The sequence below is a fragment of the Deltaproteobacteria bacterium genome (assembly GCA_029210625.1).
Taxonomy (GTDB): Bacteria; Myxococcota; Myxococcia; order SLRQ01; family SLRQ01; genus JARGFU01.
In genome coordinates, this window is the sequence record JARGFU010000034.1 from 10,043 (window position 1) to 31,093 (window position 21,051).

At 70.1% G+C, this 21,051-nt stretch carries 15 protein-coding genes; 13 read left to right on the forward strand and 2 right to left on the reverse strand.

Translation table 11 applies throughout. From position 1 onward, the window contains the following. Window position 1: 1 nt before the first annotated feature. The 6 genes from P1V51_22395 (at window position 2) to P1V51_22420 (ending at window position 13,609) form a co-directional block, all read left to right on the forward strand. Window positions 2-2,017, forward strand: coding sequence for a hypothetical protein (locus P1V51_22395; GenBank protein MDF1565802.1), 2,016 nt, complete (start codon window positions 2-4; stop codon window positions 2,015-2,017). Then, the gene (locus P1V51_22400) at window positions 2,017-9,825 is read left to right on the forward strand and encodes a hypothetical protein (protein MDF1565803.1); all 7,809 of its coding nucleotides are present in this window, start codon (window positions 2,017-2,019) and stop codon (window positions 9,823-9,825) included. The genes P1V51_22395 and P1V51_22400 overlap by 1 nt, the downstream gene beginning before the upstream one ends. A gap of 26 nt (window positions 9,826-9,851) precedes the next feature. Further along, window positions 9,852-10,280: a hypothetical protein gene (locus P1V51_22405; protein MDF1565804.1), complete on the forward strand. Its 429-nt coding sequence runs from the start codon at window positions 9,852-9,854 to the stop codon at window positions 10,278-10,280. 122 nt (window positions 10,281-10,402) lie between these two features. Next, window positions 10,403-12,262 (forward strand): hypothetical protein, encoded by a 1,860-nt coding sequence (locus P1V51_22410; GenBank protein ID MDF1565805.1) that lies wholly within the window; start codon window positions 10,403-10,405, stop codon window positions 12,260-12,262. 20 nt (window positions 12,263-12,282) lie between these two features. Then, window positions 12,283-12,840: a hypothetical protein gene (locus P1V51_22415; GenBank protein MDF1565806.1), complete on the forward strand. Its 558-nt coding sequence runs from the start codon at window positions 12,283-12,285 to the stop codon at window positions 12,838-12,840. 268 nt (window positions 12,841-13,108) lie between these two features. Next, window positions 13,109-13,609, forward strand: coding sequence for a M23 family metallopeptidase (locus P1V51_22420; protein ID MDF1565807.1), 501 nt, complete (start codon window positions 13,109-13,111; stop codon window positions 13,607-13,609). Window positions 13,610-13,622: 13 nt separating this feature from the next. Here the strand turns inward: P1V51_22420 and P1V51_22425 are convergent, their stop codons facing one another. Together P1V51_22425 and P1V51_22430 are read right to left on the reverse strand one after the other, a co-directional pair. Continuing rightward, window positions 13,623-14,009: a hypothetical protein gene (locus P1V51_22425; protein ID MDF1565808.1), complete on the reverse strand. Its 387-nt coding sequence runs from the start codon at window positions 14,007-14,009 to the stop codon at window positions 13,623-13,625. Between the two features lie 5 nt (window positions 14,010-14,014). Next, window positions 14,015-16,138, reverse strand: a complete 2,124-nt coding sequence (locus P1V51_22430; protein ID MDF1565809.1) for a sigma 54-interacting transcriptional regulator — start codon at window positions 16,136-16,138, stop codon at window positions 14,015-14,017. 81 nt (window positions 16,139-16,219) lie between these two features. Between P1V51_22430 and P1V51_22435 the strand changes: the two genes are divergently transcribed. The 7 genes from P1V51_22435 (at window position 16,220) to P1V51_22465 (ending at window position 21,051) form a co-directional block, all read left to right on the forward strand. Next, window positions 16,220-16,882: a riboflavin synthase gene (locus P1V51_22435; protein MDF1565810.1), complete on the forward strand. Its 663-nt coding sequence runs from the start codon at window positions 16,220-16,222 to the stop codon at window positions 16,880-16,882. Window positions 16,883-16,974: 92 nt separating this feature from the next. Then, the gene (gene ribB, locus P1V51_22440; GenBank protein ID MDF1565811.1) at window positions 16,975-18,159 is read left to right on the forward strand and encodes a 3,4-dihydroxy-2-butanone-4-phosphate synthase; all 1,185 of its coding nucleotides are present in this window, start codon (window positions 16,975-16,977) and stop codon (window positions 18,157-18,159) included. Between the two features lie 7 nt (window positions 18,160-18,166). Then, window positions 18,167-18,631 (forward strand): 6,7-dimethyl-8-ribityllumazine synthase, encoded by a 465-nt coding sequence (ribE, locus tag P1V51_22445; GenBank protein ID MDF1565812.1) that lies wholly within the window; start codon window positions 18,167-18,169, stop codon window positions 18,629-18,631. A 9-nt stretch (window positions 18,632-18,640) separates the two neighbouring features. Next, on the forward strand, window positions 18,641-19,093 hold the full coding sequence (gene nusB / locus P1V51_22450) for a transcription antitermination factor NusB (protein ID MDF1565813.1): 453 nt from the start codon (window positions 18,641-18,643) through the stop codon (window positions 19,091-19,093). Beyond that, window positions 19,090-19,551, forward strand: coding sequence for a M17 family peptidase N-terminal domain-containing protein (locus tag P1V51_22455; GenBank protein MDF1565814.1), 462 nt, complete (start codon window positions 19,090-19,092; stop codon window positions 19,549-19,551). Before nusB ends, P1V51_22455 begins: the two co-directional genes overlap by 4 nt. Before the next feature lie 4 nt (window positions 19,552-19,555). After that, on the forward strand, window positions 19,556-20,548 hold the full coding sequence (locus P1V51_22460) for a cation diffusion facilitator family transporter (protein ID MDF1565815.1): 993 nt from the start codon (window positions 19,556-19,558) through the stop codon (window positions 20,546-20,548). A 110-nt stretch (window positions 20,549-20,658) separates the two neighbouring features. Beyond that, window positions 20,659-21,051, forward strand: a complete 393-nt coding sequence (locus P1V51_22465) for a response regulator (protein ID MDF1565816.1) — start codon at window positions 20,659-20,661, stop codon at window positions 21,049-21,051.

Below are 21,051 nucleotides of genomic sequence, written 5' to 3' on the forward strand. Positions count from 1 at the left end.
CATGCCTGTCGTCCCCCTCGCCCAGCCGACCGGTAGGATCGCCCCGCTGCGGGCGCCTCGTCAGTCGCCGAACGTCCCCGACGCCACGGCCGAGCTCGGAGCGGCCATCGGCCAGGTCGGCCGGGTGCTCGGGCAGATCGCCCAGCAGGAGCAACAGCGCGCGGATCGGGTGAAGGTGCAGGACGCAGAGAGCCAGTGGCTCGACCTGGTCAACCGGCGGCTACACCAGGACGAGGACGGCTACCTCTCGGCCCAGGGGATGGACGCCGGCGACCGCAAGGACTCGGTCCTCGAGGAGCTCGGCGAGGCCCGAAAGCAGCTCTCCACCGGCCTCGACCAGCGCCAGCGAGAGGCGTTTCTGGCCTCGACGGACAGCCCCTGGCGCTCGACCCAGAGCCAGATCTGGCGCCACGCCGACCGGGAGCGCGAGCGGGTCTACCTCACGAGCTTCGAGGCCCGCGTCGAGAAGGGCCTCGATCGCATCGCGGGGTCCTGGGACGACCCAAAGGTACGGGACGACGAGCTCGTCGGCCTCTCGGCCGCCGCCATCGAGGAGGGGGATCGGCGGGGACAGGACCCCCAGGCCTTCGCCAACGAGCAGCTGGTCAAAGCCGACCAGGTCATCCTCGAGGCGATGCTCGGCGCAGAGGATTATCAAGGGGCCGAGGTCTATCTCGAGCGCCCCCAGGTGCGCGAGCGGGCCGGCCGAGAGGCCGAGCGCTACCGCAGGGTGATCCGGGCGGGCAAGCGGGAAGCCCAGGTCTCGAGGGCCGCCGACGAGCTCGTCTCGAAGACCATCGACCCTGGCACCGGCCGGGTCGACATCGAGCGTGCCTTCGCTGCCGTGGACAAGCGCTTCAAGCCGGGGAAGCTGCAGGACGCGGTGCGCGACGCGGTCATGGGCCGCGCTCGGCTCGCCCACTCCGACTGGCAGGGGCGCTCCCAGAAGGCCTACGCGACGGCCTACCAGGCCTTCGAGCTCGGTGGGCGCCGGTGGGCGGCGATCCCGGTGCGAGCTCGCCGGCAGCTGCTCGAGGTCGACCCCGACGGCTACGAGCGCCTGCGGCGTCTGGGTCTCGCCGAGCAGCGAGCGCGGCAGAGAGGGGGCAGGGGGGTATCGGCTCGGGGTTTGAGCTCGGCCGACCAGCTCTTCAAGCTGCGCTACGACATGGCCAGCAACCCCGCGAAGTACCGAACCATGGACGGGGCCACCTTCGACGACCTGGCGCGCCGGCTGGATCTCTCGCCCAGGGACACAAAGACGGCGCAGGTGAAGTTCCTGTCGCTGACCGAGGCCGGGACGCGGGAGCAGGAGCGTCGGGTGAATCACGACCCGATCCTGCTGGCCGAGGCGCGCCGAGCCGGCGTGGTCAAGGGAGCCCGGCCCGGTCCGGAGGAGAGGCGGCTGCTCGATGTGGGCGAGGATCGCCTCGAGGAGTTCCAGCGGTCGTTCCGGGACGAGAAGGGCCGCTGGCCTTCGGCGGCCGAGGTGCGCACCGAGGTCGACCGGCTGCTCACCAAGGGCGAGATCGTGGACGGGGGCTGGCTCGGGATCTTCGACAAGGGCAGCACGTTGCTCGGGGCGATCACCGAGGGCCAGGAGGGGGCGTTCACCGAGCTGCCGGCCTCGAGGGACATAAACGACCCAGTTTCGGAGCTCTCACCCCGTTCGGTCGAGCTCGAGGGTGGCGGCGCCACCGGTGAGGAGGCTGAGAAGCTGCTCGAGGGCGTGCTTCCCGAGCAGCCGCTGCCGCTGGCCATCGAGCGGAGCATGGCGCGTGCGGTTCACGGGGACAACCCGGAGGTACCGGTGGTGGGGGGATTTGAGACCCCACCCGAGGAGAGGGCCGCGCTGCTCGACTACCTGCGGCCCCTCGAAGAGGAGGCCAAGGAGGAGCGCACGGGGATCCCGATTTGGTTCCGGAGGGGAGCCGAAGCGGAGCTGCGTCGCCGCGGGTGGCCGGTGGGTGATGAGGCGGTGGAGCGCGCCTGGGACCGCTGGGGAGGAGGTCGCTGATGCCTCACGTTCCCCGCCACCCCGACCTGGAACAGGGTCTCGACGAGCCGGTTCCCACCGCCCAGCCCGACTTCGGCGCCCTCTTCGACTTCGACGCGGAACCGCCACCGGCGGCGCCAACGGTCGCAGCCGAGCTGCCGGCGGTTGAGCCCCCGGGCGACGCTGGCGGCCCCGACTTCGGGGCACTCTTCGACGAGCTCCAGGCCGGGGACGCCACGGACCTCAAGGCGAAGAAGCGGCTGCTCGACTGGCGGATCGCCCACCCCTCGATGGACCCGGACAAGGCCGGCGAGGTGTTGCGCCTGACGGCGTCGCTCACCGCCTCGGGCGCGAAGATCGACCCGTCCTTCGTGGCGGACAACATCGACCGCATCAAGGCCAGGGCCTTCGAGCAGCCCCTCGACACCGAGCAGCTCGCCAGGGAGCACCCGGCCCTCGCCGCCTTCCTAGCCTCACCGGAAGGCGCCGCCGGCGCCGACGACGTCGGCAGCCTCCAGCGGCTCTCCGAGACGGCCAGGGATCTGGACCTCGTCTCGTCCGAGAGCCTGGTCGACGACCTGCACCGGACGGTGTCGGGGATCCTGCGGATCGACTCTGAATGGATACCGTCCGAGCAGGCCGAGGGGGTCGACTGGCTGCTGCGGGCGCCGCGTGACGTGCTGGGCGACAAGGCCCGAGAGCAGGAGATGATCTACGCGGGCTTCCGGGCGATGCGGGGCTGGGGATCACCTGCGGAAGAGGAGTACGCGAAGGCGCTCTTCCGTCGGCTGCAGCGCACCCACGGCGCCGACGGTTGGCTAGAGAAGGCCTGGGCCGGGATCTCCGACTGGGGCAGCGAGATCGCCGTGGACCTCGGGGTGCGGGCGGTTGGTGGTGTCGTTGGGGGCAAGGTCGGGGCTGGCATCGGAGCCCTCGGCGGCTCGGCTGCCGCTCCTGGCCCAGGGACGGTTGCCGGCGGTGGCGGGGGTGCGGTGGTCGGTGCCGCGGTGGGGCAGTTCACCAGCGACTTCGCCTGGTCCTACTACCAGACCGCCGGATCGCTCTACACGCAGGTCCTCGTCGAGGCCGAGGCCAAGGGCCTGGAGGTCGACCGCCAGAAGGTCGTGGACGCGGTTGACAAGGGGTCGATGGCGATCGCCGGGATGTTCTCGCTCTCCTTCGGCAAGGTCCTCGGCCGGGTGCCTGGGGTGCGCGAGGTCTACGGAAAGGTGATGAAGCGCGCGGTGAAGGACGCGCTCGAAGCAGGCACGGTGCGGCGGGCCGGTGGCCGCACCCTGACCCGCCTTGCCACCAACTACGCCCTGGTCGGCGGGATTATGGGCACCCAGGCCGCCGGTCAGCGAGCGACCTCCGAGTTTGCCCTCGAGGAGGGGTCGCCCGGCTACAAGGCAGACTACTCGACAGTCGACGATGCTTTCGTTGCAGGCGCCGTCGACGCGATGATCGGGTTCGGGTTCCTGGGCCTCGCCGGTCCCACCGTGGACCTGCGGACCGACCTGCGCCGCCTGGGAGACGTGCAGGCGCGAGCGGAGCGGATCGAGGCGGCCGTCGCGGCGGTGAAGGACTCGAAGCTGGCCGATCGGGCGCCCGAGGCGGTGCAGGAGCTCTACCGCAGCTTCCAGGGTGAGAAGCCCGAGCTCGACGAGGTCTACTTCTCGACCGAGGACTTCGACGCCCACTGGAAGGGCCAGGGCCTCGAGCCCCGCGTGGCGGCCGCTGAGCTGCTCGGCGACGGCGGCAAGGCCTACGACGAAGCGAGGGCCACCGGGAGCGACCTGGGCGTGCCGGTGGAGATCTATCTCACGCGGATCGCCCGTGGAGAGAAGGCCTCGCCGCTGGCGGAGCTCGCCCGCCTCGAGGACGGCGGCCGCTCGATCGTCGAGGAGCGGCAGTGGCGCTCCGAGATGCCCGAGCGGATCCGGGCGCTGGCCGCCATCGACGTCGACAAGATGGAGGAGGGTCGCCGGGCCCTCTACGAGAAGTGGAAGGCGCAAGCCGTGGGGGCCGGCGTCCGGGAGGACGTCGCCGATGCAAACGCACGGCTCGTGAGCGCGGTTTTCGACCAGTTCGCAGCCCGTTTGAACGAGGATGCAACGCGGCGTGGAGATACCGCGGAGCGCACGGCGGAGCAGATCTTCGACGAGCTCGCTGACGTGGCGATCCTCGGCCCAGGGCAGGAGCGTCCGGCCTCGGCCGAGGCGGTCGCGGCGCAGGCGGGGATCCTCGAGCAGCCCGCCCTCGCGGAGACGGCGGTGGTTGAGGACCAGGCCGGCGTGACCGTGGGACTTCGACCCGGCGCCTTCAAGGATGACCCCACGGCTGCTCCCTTCCTTCCTCGCCCCGGCGTCGAGCCGGACCTCACAGCGATCCAACGCACCGCGGTACAGGTGTTCGAGTCGCAGCCCTTCCTTGATCTGGTGCGAGACATCACCGGTGCCGAGACCACGACGGCGCACCCGATCCACGGGTCGTGGCAGTTCGTTCCGGAGAGGTCGATCGCGCTGCGAGGGCTCACCGAGGAGCAGGCCAAGCTGCTTTCTCCGTGGCTCGGCGTCGCGTTCGCGCAAGAGGCTATGGTGTTGGACCGGCCCACCCGCGGTCAGCGCGCAGGTCGGGCCGGGTTTCTCGTGGGGTGGGAAGACCGCCATCTCACAGAGGCCGACATCGCCAGGATTGGAAAGGCCTTCAAGGCCGCAAACCTCGACTTTTCGACCACGGTCGACGGGGCGGCTTTCAAGCTGGTACACTTCGGAGAACCAGACGGCCTGGCCGACTTCTCTGACCGGATAGCAGCTGTCGCGGCGGCAGAGGGCATGCGGTTCTGGTCCTATCGGTCGAAAAGCGAGCTACAAGGTGCAGAGACTTACTCCCTACGATCTCGACACGGCGATGAAGATGCTCAAGGAGCGGCACGGGATAGAGGAGGTCCCGCCGGACCATCCGATTTATTCGGAAGGCTCGTCGCTCACGTTCTTGTCCCCTACGCCCGAGCGGCAGGAGACGCCGGCTACGACTTCGACGCCGGACGATTCGCCCGACGCTTCGGGCTCGACGACGCCCAGCGAGCGCTGATCGAAGAGCGGCTCCGCGCAGCGGAGCCCTCGCGCCTCGAGCAGAGTGCGGCGCCGGACATCGACACGGTGTTCCCCGACCTGGGGGCCGGTGTCCTGCGGTTCGAGCAGCCAGCCTTCCACGGCACCGCCGCGACCGAGGTCGCTCGAATCGACCTGGGCAAGGTCGGGTCTGGCACCGGCCTCGCCGCCGAGGGTTGGGGGTTCTACGCCACCGAGCTCGAGGCCATCGCCGAGCTCTACCGCGAGGCGGCTGAGGAGCGCGCCGGCGTCGATGGCGACGGCCAGGTGCTGCGTCTCGACATCCCCGAGGACACCGATCTGCTCGACTCTCGCGCTGCCGTGTCCGCCCAGCGCCCCGAGCACATCACGGCGCTGCGAAAGGCCGGCCTCGTCGAGACCCGAGACGGCGATCTGTGGGTCACCGCCGGCATTCTCGAGCAGCCCGCGTCGGAGACGACGGCCAAGGAGCTCTACAGAGCGATCGCCGACCAGTGGCTTATGGGCGTGGGCGCCTTGCGTGGCATTGAGGCCTCGCGGCCTGACGAGGCGGCCTCTCGATTCCTCTCCTCCATCGGCATCCTCGGGATCCACTACCCGGCCGAGCTCGCTCCCGGCGGCGTGCCCGGCCGAAACTTCGTCGTCTGGGACGAGGCGGGGATCTCGATCCTCGACCGGCTGCACCAGGAAGAGACCACCGTCGGCGACTCGCGCGGCTACATCGAGTTCGCGGCCAAGGAGGGGGCCGCGCCCCGGAAGTTCAACATCCGGATCCTGGAGACGGCCGACGAGAGCACCCTGGCGCACGAGACCGCTCACTTCCTCATCGAGGTGATGGGCGACATCGTCTCCCTCGACGAGTCTCCCGACGCGATCCGCTCGGACTACGCGACCCTCCTGCAGTGGATGGGCTACGAGTCGTCCGAGGCGCGCCGGCCGGCGCTGCAGGAGCGCCGTCAGCTCTCCGGCCGTCGTGACCTGTCTGCCGACGAGGTCTCGCGCCTGGGGGAACTCGATGCCCGCGAGGAGCGGCTGTCGCGTGGGTTCGAGGGATACCTCGCCGAGGGTCGTGCGCCGTCGCCCGAGCTCGCCGGCGTCTTCGCCCGGTTCCGGGGATGGATGCTGCGGATCTACCGCGGCCTCGTCGGCATCGAACGGCAGTATCGGGAGCAGTTCGGGCAGGACCTCGGCCTCAACGACACGGTGCGCGGGGTCTTCGATCGCCTGCTCGCCTCGAGCGTCGAGGTGGAGGCAGCGCGCCGGGCGGCCGACCAGGGGATCTTCGCGCCGGCCTTCGAGCGGATGACACCGGAGCAGCAGGGGCTCTACACGCGGCTTGACCAGGACGCGCGAGACGAGGCGCAGGCCGAGCTCTTGCGGCGCATCACCGAGAGCCAGCGTCGCGAGAACAAGGCCTGGCTGCGCGCCGAGAAGCGGCGGATCCGGGAGGAGATCGAGGCAAAGCTCGATGACGAGCCCGCCTACCGCGCCATCAAGGCGCTTCAGGCCGGCGAGGTTCCCGGCCGGGAGGGGAGCGTCAAGCTCGACCGAAAGGCCGTGGAGGCCGCGATCGGAGTCGAGGGTCGGCGAGCCCTTCCCCGCGGCGTCACCGCGCCCCGGGGCGGTGTGCACCCCGACGCCGTCGCCGCCCTGTTGGGCTTCGACGACGGTGACGCGCTGATCGCTGCTATGAGGGAGGCCGAGCCCAGGCGGGAGCGGGTCGACCGTGAGACCACGGCCGAGCTCGAAGCCACCTACGGCAAGGAGCTGCTCGAGGACCCCGAGGCCCTGGCCGAGGCCGCGCTGGCGTCGGTCCACAGCGACAAGGCGGCGCTCAAGGTGCTGCTCGAGATGCGGTCGCTGGTGGGCGACCTAAAAGGTGAGGCCCGCCGATCCTCGGCCGCCGACCTGGGCGTCCTCCAAGACAACGTGCGGCGCATGCTTTCCGACAAGCAGCTGCGGCAGATCTCGCCGGGACGCTATCTGCGCAGCGAGCGGGCGGCGGCCGCCCGGGCGCTCGAGGCCGCACTCGAGGGCGACCTCCACCGGGCCTACGCGGAGAAGGAGGCCCAGCTTCTCAACATGCTGCTCTACCGCGGCGCCAAGGAGATCCGGGAGATGTCCGGAGTCGCCGAGCGTCGGCTCAAGCGCATGCGCAAGCAGTCGCGCCGCGCTCGCCTCGGGCGAGCCGCCCCCCTCTACCGGGACGCCGTCGACGGGCTGCTGGCGGCCGTGGGGCTCGGCCCGGCGCCGGCGACACCCGTGTCGATGGAGGCGCTGCTTTCCCAGCTCGAGCGAGACGCTGTCGGCGTCGAGCGGGTGGAAGACCCGGTGACGGGTGAAAGCCGCCTCGAAGCGCAGTTCGACGCCGATCTCATCGCCGGGGTGCTGCGGGCTCCGAAGCGATGGTCGCATCTCACCCCGAGGGAGGCGCAGGCGATCTCCGAGGCCGTCGCCGTCGTCGATGCCGTCGCCAAGGTCACCACCGAGGTGGAGGTCGACGGCCGCCGGATCGCGCGAGCGCAGTGGCTCGGAGAAGCGGCCGCCACAGCCGCGAGGAACCTCCCCAAGGCAAAGCCTCTCGAACTCTCGCGGGCCCGGGAGGAGGCGAGTGTGCTGCAGCGGGCTCGCCGCTTCCTCGAGAACGCCGACGGTCTGCTCCTCGAGATGGAGACCATGATCACCATGCTGGATGGTGGGGATCTCGACGGGCCCTTCCGAAAGGCGATCCTGGAGCCCTACCGGAAGGCCCGCTTCAAGGAGGGCGAGCTCGCAGCCCAGTACCTCGAGCAGTTGGTGGCGCAGTGGGAGCAGATGCCGGCGGAACTGGCACGTCGCGCGGGTGAGTCGGTCGACCTCACGACCGCGCTGCCGGTGCCCAAGGCTCTGTCGGCCCGCGCCAACCGCCACATCCGGCCGAGGTCCGACCTCTGGGTCATCGCCCTGAACCTCGGCAATGCAGGCAACCGGCAGCGGCTTCTCGATGGCTACGGCTGGACCGAGGCCCAGGTGATGGCGGTGCTCGACGAGCACCTCACCCGCGAGGAGTGGGAGTGGGTGCAGGCCGTCTGGGACTCCCTCGAGTCGCTCTACCCCGAGGTCGCGCGGGTGCACGAAGAGGACACCGGCTTGCCCCTGGGCAAGGTCGAGGCGACCGAGGTGGAGACCCGGCACGGCACCTTCCGGGGCGGCTACTTCCCCGCGGTCTACGACTCCCGGCTCTCCGGCCTCGGCACCAAGCAAGAGGAGAGCCCCGCCACGGTGGCTGGCGTGCTCGGCGGGTCGTTCACGAGGCCGGCCACGGCCAAGAGTCACACCAAGGGCCGGGCCGCGCAGGTAAAGGACTACCTCCTGCTGGACTGGAGCGTGCTGCCCTCGCATGTCGGCCAGGTCGTGCACGACATTGCGTTCCGGGCTTACCTCAAGCAGACGGCCAGTCTTTTCCTCGACGGCCGCTTCCAGGCCATCCTCGCCGAGCGCCTGGGAGACCAGCGCGCCAAGCAGTGGATCCCCTGGCTGCAGGCTGTCGCCGCCGGCACTGCGAGCGCGGTGCCATCCAACCAGAAGGAGGTCTACCGGACCATCCGCGGCATGCGGAATCGCTCGGCCATCGCCATCATCGGCTGGTCTCTGCCGGTAGCGCTTGGCGATTTTACCAACCCGCTGATGGCGGCCGCCGGCGGCCTGGTCTCGCTGCGGCACCTGACGCCGGCGCTGGCTCGGGCGGCCAACCCCTTCGGCTTCTTGAAGATGCGGCAGTTCGTGCTCGAGCACAGCGAAGAGGTGGCCCATCGAGCCCGACAGGACGAAACCTCTTTGGTGCACCAGCTCGAGGTGATCGGCGGCAAGGAGGTACAACTAGGTCCGGCCAAGCAATTCATCCGTGGGATCCAGGAGAGCGCCTTCGCTTTGATGCGCTGGACCGATGCCCTGACGACCACACCGACCTGGTGGGCGGCCTACCAGCAGGCAATGCAAGAGCGTCGGGTCGCTGTGATCGAGGGCAAGCTCGACGAGGCTACCGCGCACCGGGAGGCGGCCGAGGCCGCCGACTTCGTCATCGGGCGGTTGTTCCCGTCGCACGAACCAGGTGAGCGCAGCGCAATCCTCAACGATCGGGGCTTCCTCGGCTCGCTGCTGATGTTCCACAGCTACATGAACAAGATGTACAACCTGCAGCGCCTCACCGCGCACGACGCAGTCACCGCGTGGCAGGACCCGGGCACGACGAGCTATGGGAAGCTCGGTGCGACGGCGAAGGCCACCGGCCTGTTGCTGGCGCAGTGGGTTGTTTTCGGTGCCGCCGGCGAGCTCCTCTCCGGCCGAGGTCCAGAGCAAGGAGAAGAGGACTGGGAGTGGGCGCTGCGCAAGGTGTTGTCTGCCCCCTTCTCGACGATGCCGTTCGTCGGCCAGGGCGTCGAACAGGCGATCGGTGCGGCGCTGACCGGCTCTCGGCCGAGGCCCTCGATCCGGGCGGCACCTGGCCTGGCGGTCATCGATACGGTCATCCGCAACTGGGATCGGATGAAGAGGGAAGACGATCCGGAGAAGGCGCTCTTCGACCTGTTCGAGATCGTGGGCGTTGTGATGGGGCTCCCCACCAACCAGGTGCGGCGCACCGGCCGGTTCCTCGCGAGCGGTGAGGCTGACCCGAGTAGACCTGGAGAGTTCGCGAGCGGTGTCATCTATGGGCAGCGCCCGCGACAACCCGAGAACATCTTCACATTGGAGGACTGATGAAACCGTTGAGAAACCTTCTTTCCATGGCCATCCTTCTGTCGGTGCTGGTGCCCGCTGCGGCTGTCGCATCGACCAGCTATTCCGGCGGCAAGCTGCACGGCACCGCGGTGCAGATCTCCTGCACGACGGGGTCGGAGACCGGCACCCCTCCGACGACCGACCCCGAGACCACCTCGCAGGGGCTGGCGCTCTACGGCATGAGTGGGTTCACCGTATACGCCGAGGCCGCGAGTGCCTTCACCGCAGGGGGCTTCTTGGCTGCCTACCTCTGGCTCGCGCCTTCCAGCAAGTGGGTCCGCGCGCCCGACCTCGACCTCTATGTCGATTCGGCTCTGGCGGAACAGGGGTGGGCTGGGTTCCAGGTGGTCTCCTCCACAGGAGGCATCGTGTACTTGCCCTCGGGCGTCGGGGTGGCGGTGGACATCCACATCATCGCCACCAAGGCGAGGTGAAAATGCGCCGGCTGCTCGCCCTCCTCGCCCTCCTCGCCCTCCTCCACAGGAGGCATCGTCTACCTGCCCTCGGGCGTCGGGGTCGCGGTGGACATCCACATCCTCGCCACCAAGAAGTGATCATGCGCTACCTTGTTTTCCTCGCCCTCCTCCCCGGCATGGCCCTCGCGCAGGGGGTGATCTACCAGCCGCAGGTGGACCGCTCCTCAAGGCTGGTCACGATGGCCGACCGCGGCGTCCCGCAGTACCGGATGACGACCTCGCCCCCGGGCGCGCTGCCGCCCTGCACCGAGGCCAACGGCTGTGTGATGCAGTGCGCTGTGACCGCCGCTGGCCATGGCTGCAGGGAGGGCGACGGCACCACGATCACCGTCGAGAACCCCCTGAACAACGTGACGGCGGACTGCTTCGGCCAGCCCGACTCCTGCCTGCGTATGGAGCACAATGCGAACGACGACCCCTACCTGTCGGCCGGGACTGCTGACGCGCTGGGGCTCCCGGCGGTGGTGACCGGACCCCACACCGTCGTCTCGGTCGCCTTCACCGATGACACCAACGGTGCCACCAACATTCGGGGGTTCAGCTACGGGGTGGCCAACACGACAGGCGTCGAGAACTTCCTTTCCGCAACATCTGGTGCGTGCGCCTACAACAACAGTCCGACGCGAGACCTGGCCGGAATCTCGGTGCCGCTCCAGGACGGCTGGAACGTGATGACGTGCCGGACATCCTCCAGCACCAGCCGACTCGCGCGAGTCAACGGGAGGCACGGCGCCGAGAATACCTCTGCCTGGACGGTCGACGATCCCACCGGTAACAGCTTTCAATTCGGGTCGTTGGGTACATCCCTATCCGTCCACGGCTACCTCCACTCCCTCACCCTCTACTCTCGCGCCCTCTCGGACGCAGAGGTGGCGGCGATTGAACGCGGGTACTACGGCACCTCGGCCGCCACCGTCCGCGACTCCATCGCGGCCTGCGCGAAGGGGAGCGGGGCGAGCCGGACCTACGATCTCCTCGGCTACGATTGGCCGTGCACTGACCTGGTGAGGGGTATCGATGGGTACGGCACCATCCAGAACTACGCGACGGAGTCCTTCGACGTGCCGTCGCTCACCGTGGTGGGCACGCCCACCGTAGCCGCCCTTGCTGCCGGGCCCTTCGATCGCGCCCTGGTCGGCGCTGGCGCCTACACCGTCGGCGACGACGACGCTGGCGTGGCCGAGCTTTTCTATCTTTTCCCACCCAGCTCCGGGACGATCCCCAACGACGCTACGGTAACCGTCTCATTCCAGGCGCTCGCTGGCACCGCTACCCCCAAGACGCAGATCGGGTGCATAGGAGGCACCGGCACCAGCACGGTGGAGCACACTCTCACCGGAGACTGGGCCACCTACACCGACACCACGACCTGCGCCGCGAACACCGACACCTACGTCCGGTACTACCCGGCGGGCACCGTGGCTTCGGCAACCGGCACCAACTCGATCACGGCGATCCAGGTCGAGGTGGGGGGCGTGGTGCATCCCGTCTGCCCCAGCCTCGGCGCGGCGACGACCTGCGCCGCCAACGTCGAGGCCTTTCCTCCACCACATCAGATCCCACGGAAGATCGAGTTCGACCTCACTCACTACGACGTGGGCAGCTCCGAGACTCGCTACATCCTCGACTGCTTTGCCACGCAGGGGTTTGCCTTCCACCAGGGCGGGAGCGACTCTGTCACCTTCACCACCTCGCAGGCCGACGGGGACAACAGGATCAGCACGACCGGCCCCCGCTCTCCGACCGCAGGCGTGGCAGACCACTTCGCTGTCATGTGGGACCCCAGGTTCCAGCAGACGCTGTTCGCGAATCGCATCCTGGAAGACTCCGACGCTGCCTCGAAGGTGCCGTCATCCTACAACGACCCCTGCTACCTGATGACCAGCAACGGCGGCGCGCTGCTCAACTGGGCTTCGGTCAACAACCTGGTGATCTGGTGAACCCCCGCAAGAGGAACCTGGTGATCGCCGCGCTGATCGCAGCCGTCGCCTCGAGCGGCGGGTACTCCCTCTATCTCGGGGCAGTCGAGCGACGCTGCACCGTGGTCGAGATGTCCTTCGCCTGCGGTGTGCTGGAGACCTACGCCCCTGCGCTGGCCGCGGGCTGCGAGGGGCGCCGCCAGCTCGAGCTGGTCATGACCGCGACGGCCGCAGAGGTGCTGGCCGACGTCGACCTGATCATCCCAGCGATGGAGGCGGCCACCGGCATCACCGAGGCCCAGGCTCGTGAGTTGCTCGGCGGGTCGAGGATCGTGCACATCAGCGATCGGGTCGGGTCCGATGCGCAGTGCCCCGACCGGCGAGTCACGATCCGCAAGCCCACGGGGACGGGGTGCCTCGCAGGCCTGGTCAGCCGCGACGGTGCGCCTGCTCGCTGGGTGCGCCAGTGCTGCGGGCCTCTGTGCGTGTGCGTGGGGGTTTGCTGTGCGACCGTTCCGCAGTTCGTGAATTTGGCCTCGGAGATGGACGTGATCTTCTGCTCGACCTGCGCGGCGGAGGCGCGCTGCCAGTCCCCTTGACGGACTTCCCGAACGGGCGTTGAACGCCCCTGTGAGGGCTCTTCCAGCCGCCTCCGCCAGGCGCCTCCGCGCAAAAGCTGCGCGGAGCCCTACTTAGTCTCAGAACAGGACAAAATTAGTCTCAGAACTGGACGTTCCCTACACCGACGCGCTTCACCCTCCGGTGGGCGCACGACCCCGAAGGCGGCGGCGTGGGTTCTGGTGGCTTCTCCTCATCGCCGTGCTCGCCTCGGGGTCGTGCGCTCTCCTCCGGGCCCGACCGCTCCTCGTGGCCACGATCCGCTATCACCGGCCGCCGGAGGCCTACCACCTGCCGGTGGAGGGGCTCTCCCCGGCCGACCTGGTGAGCACCTGGCACGCCCCCCGGAGCGGCGGGCGGGTCCACGAGGGCGCCGACCTCTTCGCCCCGCGCGGCACGAAGGTCCTCTCGGCGGTGAGAGGCGAGGTCTTCCGGATCCGCGACGGCGGCCTCGGCGGCAAGAGCGTGACCGTCATCGGGGAGGGGCCGGCCTTCTACTACTACGCCCACCTCGACGGGTGGGCGCCAGGCCTACGGGAGGGCCAGCCGGTCACCGCCGGCCAGACCCTGGGCTTCGTCGGGAACACCGGCAACGCGAGGAGTACGCCCTCGCACCTGCACTTCGGGGTGTACCCGATCCTGCGGGCGCGGCCCGGCCGCCCGGTGGATCCGATCCCCCTCCTGAGGGCGCTGGGGCTCCCTCGCGCTCCGCCGGAGGAGGCGCCCAGCCAGCTGCCACCCAGTGCTTGAAAGAGGGTGAGCTCTAGAGCCCAAGTGCCCGGTAGACCTCTGGAATCTCCGGGTCAGGCTCGAGCATCACTTCAACTTCTCGCTCGGGGTCCAGGGGCGGAGCCTCGCTCACGGCGCCCGGCACGATGGCCAGCACCGGCTCCCGCAGCTCGCCCTCCAGGACCTCCAGCGGCTCCAGGAGGAGGGCGTGGTGGCACTCGTCGACGAAGAAGCGCTCCAGCATCCGGGCCCGCAGCCGGACCCCGGAGGGGGAGAGCCGGTCGGGGGCGACGGGGGCCGCGCGCTCCGGGCAGCCGGGCAGGTCCAGGGTCCCGGCCTCCGGTCCCTGCTCGTGCTCGGAGAGCCCGCAGGCCGGGGCGAAGGCCAGGGCGGCCAGGAGGCCGATGGAGACCGCGCGCATCCTCATCAGTCTAGATCCCGGTCCCCGTCCGGGCCAGATTCCGGTCGGGGCCGCGGGACGTCGATGTCGAAGCGCTGGATCTTGTTGTAGAGGGTGCGCAGGGCCACCCCGAGATCGGCGGCGGCGGCCTTCTTGTCCCCCTGGTGGCGGGCGAGGGCCCGCTGCACGGCCGCCCGCTCCATCTGCTCGAGGGTGAGGACCAGCGAGGGCTCCCGGGTGGCCCGGGTGGAGGCCGGCGGGAGGGAGGCCTCCTCGATCAGCTCCCGGGCCAGGAGCTCCGGGCCCAGCTCGAGGCCGTCGGCCAGCACCACCAGGCGGGCCACCACGTTCTCCAGCTCCCGCACGTTCCCGGGCCAGGGGTAGGCCTCCAGGGTCTCGATCAGCTCCGGGGTGGGGCGCATCGCCCGGCCCCGCTCGGTGGCGTCGAGGAAGTGGCGGGTCAGCAGGGCGATGTCGTCGGGGCGCATCCGCAGGGGGGGCACGTCGATGACGAGGGCGGCCACCCGGAAGAAGAGGTCGCTGCGGAAGGCGCCCTGATCCACCGCCCGCTTCAGGTCCCGGTTGGTCGCCGAGATCACCCGGACGTCGGCCCGGCGCAGCTCGGTGCCGCCCACCCGGTAGTACTCGCCGCTCTGGAGGAAGCGCAGCACCTTCGACTGGAGGGCCGGGCTCATCTCGCCGATCTCGTCCAGGAAGAGGGTGCCCTGGTCGGCCGACTCCACCAGGCCCCGGGCGCCCCGGGTGGCGCCGGTGTAGGCCCCCCGCTCGTGCCCGAAGAGGGTCGACTCCAGGAGGTTCTCGGGGATCGCCGCGCAGTTGAGGGTCACGTAGGCCTTGCCCGAGCGGGGCGAGACCCGGTGGATGAGCTGGGCGAAGAGCTCCTTGCCCGTGCCGGACTCCCCCTGGATCAGGCAGGTCGCCTCCGAGGCGCCCACCCGCTCGGCCATCTCCAGCGCCTCGCGCAGGGAGCGCTCCTGGCCGATGATCTGCAGCCCCTCCCGCTCCTCGGAGAGGCGGGCCTTCAGGGAGCGGTTCTCGACCTCGAGGAGGGTCTTCTGGGCGGCGATGGCCTGGTTGGCCTGCTCCAGCTCGGTGGTGGCCTCCGCCAGCTGCGCCTTGAGGGTCTCGTTGAAGCTGCGCACCTCCGCGTAGAGGTGGACGTTCTCCAGGGCCGCGGCGCAGAGGCCCGCCACCGCGGAGAGGGCCGTGGCGGTCTCCTCGTCGAAGGCGTCGGGCTGATCGGCCTCGATGTTGATCAGCGCCACGACGGCGTCCCGGGAGCGCACCGGGACCACCAGCTCGGAGAGGCCCGGGTAGGCCGGGTGCCCGACGTACTGCTGCTCCCGGCGGGTGTCCCGGATCAGCACCGGCTCGCCGGTCTCCAGGCAGCGGCCGAGGATCCCCCGGTTGGCGCCCACCTGCAGCCCGGGGGTGACCTCCACCGGCCCGGCCACCGCCGTCAGGGTGAGGATGCTCTGCCCGGGGTCCACCCTCCAGATGGAGGTGAAGGCCCGGCCGATGCGCTCGTGGACCCGCTCGACCACCCGCGAGAGGAGGAGGTCGGGGTCCAGGGTCGAGACCACCGCCTTGGTGACCTCCGAGACCAGGCGCAGCTGCCGGGTGCGCAGCTCCTCCCGCTGCCGGAAGTGGGCGCGCTCCACCGCCACCGAGACGTGACCGGCCACCCCCCGCAGGAAGCGCAGGTCGTCCTCGGTGAACCAGCCGGCCTCCTCGCTGCCGACCACCAGCAGCCCCGGCCGGCCCCCGCCGAGCCAGAGGGGGGCCGCGGCCACCGAGCGGCAGTCGGGGCAGAGCGGCGAGCCCGGGCTCTCCAGCAGCCGCGCCTCTCCTGCCGCCAGGACCGAGCCCAGGCCGCTCGAGTCGGTGGCGACCCGCTCGATCCGGTCCGTGCCCACCCGGCGGGCCTCCAGGACCCCGTGGCGGCGATCGAGGAGGGCCAGCACGAAGAGGTGGTGGCGCAGCACGCCGCGGCTGATCTCGGAGGCGGCCTCCAGGATGCCCCGGACCTCGCTCTCCGCGTGCACGGCGGTGGCCACGGCGTGGAGCCGCTCGAGGGCGGTGGTGCCGAGGCCGGCGGCGCTCTGCTCTCCGAAGGACGAGGGCGACATGGAGGGGGCGAGGTACCGGCGTCTTGCACTTCTTGCAAGATGGCGCGTGCAGATCCTGCAGGATTCCTGTATCTCCCGCCCATGTTCACCGGACTCGTGCAGGACGTGGGGACCATCGTCAGGGCGGACTCCCGGGGCGGCAACGTGCGCCTCGTCATCGAGCCGGACGAGCTCGATCCGGCGACCTTCGAGCGGGGGGAGTCCATCGCCAGCAACGGCGTCTGCCTGACGGTCGTGGCCCTCGGCAAGAAGCACTACGAGGTCGACGTGGGCCTGGAGACCCTCCAGGTGACCACCGCCGCGACCTGGAAGGTCGGCGACCGGGTGAACCTCGAGCGCAGCCTGGCCCTGGGTGACCGCCTGGGCGGCCACCTGGTCCAGGGCCACGTGGACGGGCAGGGCAAGGTGCTGGAGGCGAAGAAGGAGGCCGGGGTCCTCCACCTCGACATCGCGATGCCCGAGGCCCTCGCCCCCCTGATCTGCGAGAAGGGCTCCATCGCGGTGGATGGGGTCTCCCTCACGGTGAACGTGGCCACGAAGGAGCACTTCCGGGTGACCCTGATCCCCGAGACCGTCGAGCGGACGACCCTCGGTGCCCGCAAGAAGGGAGACGCGGTGAACCTGGAGGCGGATATCATCGCCCGGCAGATCGCGCGGATGCTGGCCTTCGGGGTGGGGGTCGGCGAGCAGAAGGGTGGGCTGGACCTGGCCTTCCTCGCCGAGCATGGATACGGAGGCGGGTGAGCCCGGGAGAGGCCGTGGACGTGTACGTGCACGTGTACGTGGACGGCCTCGGTGGCTAGCAGAGTCGGGTGCCTTGGGTTAGGTTGCGCGCGATGTCGATCCAGCGAGTCGAAGCCGCCCTGGAGGCGATCCGGGCCGGAAAGATGGTGATCCTCGTCGACGACGAGGATCGCGAGAACGAGGGCGACCTCGTCCTGGCGGCCGAGAAGGTCACCCCCGAGGCCATCAACTTCATGGCGCTCGAAGGAAGGGGCCTGATCTGCCTCACCCTCACCGAGGAGCGCTGCCGGCACCTCGACCTCCAGATGATGGTCGGCGAGAACACCTCGCCCCTGGGGACGGCCTTCACCGTCTCGATCGAGGCGGCCTCCGGCGTGACCACCGGGATCTCGGCCGCCGACCGGGCCCACACCATCAAGGTGGCCATCGACGAGAAGAGCGGCCCCCGGGACCTCTCCCGGCCGGGCCACGTCTTCCCCCTGCGCGCCCGCCGGGGTGGGGTGCTGGTGCGCACCGGCCAGACCGAGGGCAGCGTCGACCTGGCCCGGCTCGCCGGCCTGAACGCCTCCGGCGTCATCTGCGAGATCATGAAGGAGGACGGCACGATGGCGCGCCGCCCCGACCTCGAGGTCTTCGCCGAGAAGCACGGCCTGCTCATCCTCTCGGTGGCGGATCTGATCGACTACCGCATGGAGCGCGAGCGCCTCGTGAAGCGGGTGGTCGAGGCCGAGGCCGAGGTGGCCGGGCTGGGGAGCTTCAAGGTCATCGCCTACGAGTCCGAGATCGATCAGGAGGCCCACCTGGCCTTCGTGCGCGGAGAGTGGACCGAGGAGGACGCGGTCCTGACCCGGGTCCAGAGCCAGGACCTGCTCACCGACCTGCTGGCCGCGGCCCGCCAGGACGGCGGCCGCCCCCTCTTCGAGCGGGCCCTGGCGCAGATCGCCGCCGAGGGGCAGGGGGTGGTGGTCTGCCTGCGCAACCAGGCCAGCTCCGCGCCCGACCTCCGCGGCCGGATCGAGGCCCTCTCGCGGCCGCCCAGCGAGGTCGGGGACGAGCCCCGGACGGTGCGCCCCGACCTGCGCGAGTACGGAATCGGCGCCCAGATCCTGCGGGACCTCGGGGTGCGCAAGATGCGCCTGATGACGAGCACGCCCACCAAGATCGTGGGGCTCGAGGGCTTCGGTTTGACCATGGTGGAGCACGTCCGCCTGGCGAAGGAGAACGGCTCCGCCGGACCCGAGGGCTCGGTGGTGGTCCTGGATCAGAAGAGGAGCTAGCAGCGAGATGCCCACACGGATCGAAGGTGGTTTCGAGGGGAAGGGACTGAAGGTCGCGGTGATCGCGGGCCGCTTCAACGGCTTCGTGGTCGATCACCTCATCAGCGGCGCGGTGGACACGCTCACCCGCCACGGGGTGGGCGCGGACGACATCTCCATCGTGCGCTGCCCGGGCGCCTGGGAGCTGCCGGTGGTGGCCGCGAGGGTGGTCGAGGCCGGCAAGGTCGACGCGGTGGTGGCCGTGGGCGCGGTGATCCGCGGCGGCACCCCCCACTTCGACTACGTCGCCGCCGAGGTCTCCAAGGGCCTCGCCGCCGTCGCGATGGGCGCGAAGATCCCGGTCACCTTCGGCGTGCTGACCACCGACTCCATCGAGCAGGCGATCGAGCGCAGCGGCACCAAGGCCGGAAACAAGGGCTCCGACGCCGCGATGGCGGCCCTGGAGATGGCCAACCTCCTGAAGGCGCTCTAGGAGGCCACGGTGGGCAAGCGCCGCAAGGCACGAGAGTGCGCCCTCCAGGCCCTCTACGAGATCGACACCGCGGGGCAGGATCCGGGCGACGCGATCCAGCACCTGGCCGAGAGCTTCGGCACCGATGATCCGAAGATCCTCGGCTACGCCGAGAGCCTCATCCGGGGGGTCTGGGGCAACCTGGAGGAGCTCGACGCGGTGATCCAGGAGCACTCCCCCAACTGGACCCTGGAGCGGATGGCCCGGGTGGATCGGAACATCCTGCGCCTGGCGGCCTTCGAGCTGCGCTTCCGGGAGGACGTCCCCCTGAAGGTCGTGCTCAACGAGGCCATCGAGGTGGCCAAGCGCTTCGGCGCCGAGGGCTCGGCGGCGTTCATCAACGGCGTCCTCGATCGCCTGGCCCAGACCCTGCGCGGGGAGGCCCCGCAAGAGGCGGCCGGGGAGGACGAGGAGGACTCGTGAGCCGCCCCAAGCGGATCCCGGCCTCCCTCGAGGCGCTCGACGGGCTCGAGGCCGACACCGTCCTGCTCTTCCTTCCCTCGGACGAGCGCCCCCCTCAGGGGGTCACCGGGCTGGTCGACTGGCGGCTGGCCGGCGCGATCTCCCGGCTCTCGGCCCGCGGCTGGCTGATGGGGCAGGAGGGCGAGCTCTGCCTCTCCCCCGGCCGGGCGCGCCTCGAGGGGGCCCGCCTGCTGGTCTGCGGCGTGGGGGAGGAGAAGAAGGTCAGCGAGGCCTCCCTCCAGAAGGCGGTCACCCGGGCCTGCGAGGCGCTCGGCGAGATCGGCTGCAAGACCCTGGCCTGCGGCCTGCCGGCCTTCGGCAAGGACCCGGCGGGGCTCGGCGCCTCGGTGGAGCGCACCCTGAAGGCCAACTGGTCCGGCCCGCTCACCCTCCTCGAGCCGAAGAAGCGCGCAGGGTAGGGGGATGGCCGGGGGACGCCAGAGCGCGGTCCTCGCGGCCGTGATCGGCAACGGGATCCTCATCGGCGTGAAGGGGGCGGCGTTCCTCCTCTCCGGCTCCGGCGCGATGCTCTCCGAGGCGATCCACTCCGTCGCCGACACCACCAACCAGCTGCTCCTCTACCTCGGGGTCCGGCGCTCGGCCCGGGGCGCCGACGAGCAGTTCCCCTACGGCTACGGCGCCGAGCGCTACCTCTTCGCCCTGATCTCGGCCGTCGGGATCTTCATCCTCGGCGCCGGCGTCACCGTCTACCACGGGGTGCACTCCCTCCTGGTGCCCCCCGAGCTCACCGTCTCCTGGATCGACTACGCGGTGCTCGCCGCCGCCGGCCTCATCGAGGGCTTCGTCCTCCTCCGGGCGGCGCGGGAGGTCGCGGCGGGCAAGGGCAGCCAGTCCTTCCTCGAGTACCTGAAGAGCGCCACCGACCCCACGGTGCTCGCCGTCCTCTTCGAGGACTCGGTCGCCGTGGCGGGGGTGGTGGTCGCCGGATCGGGGATCGCCCTCTCGGCCGCGACCGGCAGCCCGATCTACGACTCGGTCGGCTCGATCGTGATCGGCCTCCTCCTCGCGGCCGTGGCCGTCTGGCTGGGCCTGAAGAACCGGGACCTGATCCTGGGCCGCTCGATCCCGCCCCACCTGCGGGAGCAGGCCGTGGCCCTGATCATGTCCCAGCCCTCGGTGGTGCGGGTCCAGGACGTGAAGACCCTGGTCATCGGCGCGGATCGCTTCAAGTTCAAGGCCGAGGTCGACTTCGACGGGGGCTACATCGGCCGGAAGCTCCTGCCCTGGGTGCGCGAGAACCTCCCGGAGGCCGGGGACGAGGCCGCGGCGGAGGCCTTCGCCGCCGAGTTCGGGGACCAGGTCGTCCAGGCGCTGGCCGACGAGATCGACCGGATCGAGGGCGAGCTGGCGCCGACCTTCCCGCGGCTCCACCACGTCGATCTGGAAGCCGACTGAGGGCGTCGGCGGGGGAAAGGCCCTCTGGTTCCGAGGTCCGGGGCGGTGCTATCCTCTCCTTCGGGTCTGATCCTCCTTTTTTCGGGGGGTTAGCAGTACCGGTTCCTGCGATGAGTGCCCCGAAGATCAAGATCCTCGTGGTCGAGGACTCCGCTGCGATGCGATCGCTGGTCGCGTCCACCGTCGAGTCGATCCCGGGGGTCGAGGTCGTCGAGAGCGACAGCGGCTTCGAGGCGCTGCGCCTGCTGCCCCGCGAGCCCGTGGATCTGATCATCACCGACATCAACATGCCCGGGGGGATCAACGGGCTGGAGCTGATCAACTTCGTGAAGAAGAACCCCCGCTACAAGCACGTTCCCCTCATCGTGATCTCCACCGAGGGCACCGACCGCGACCGGGAGAAGGGCATGAAGCTGGGGGCCGACGCCTACCTCATCAAGCCCTTCGAGCCCGACGATCTCGTGGCCGAGGTCGAGCGGCTCCTCGTGGCCGGCGCCCCCTGA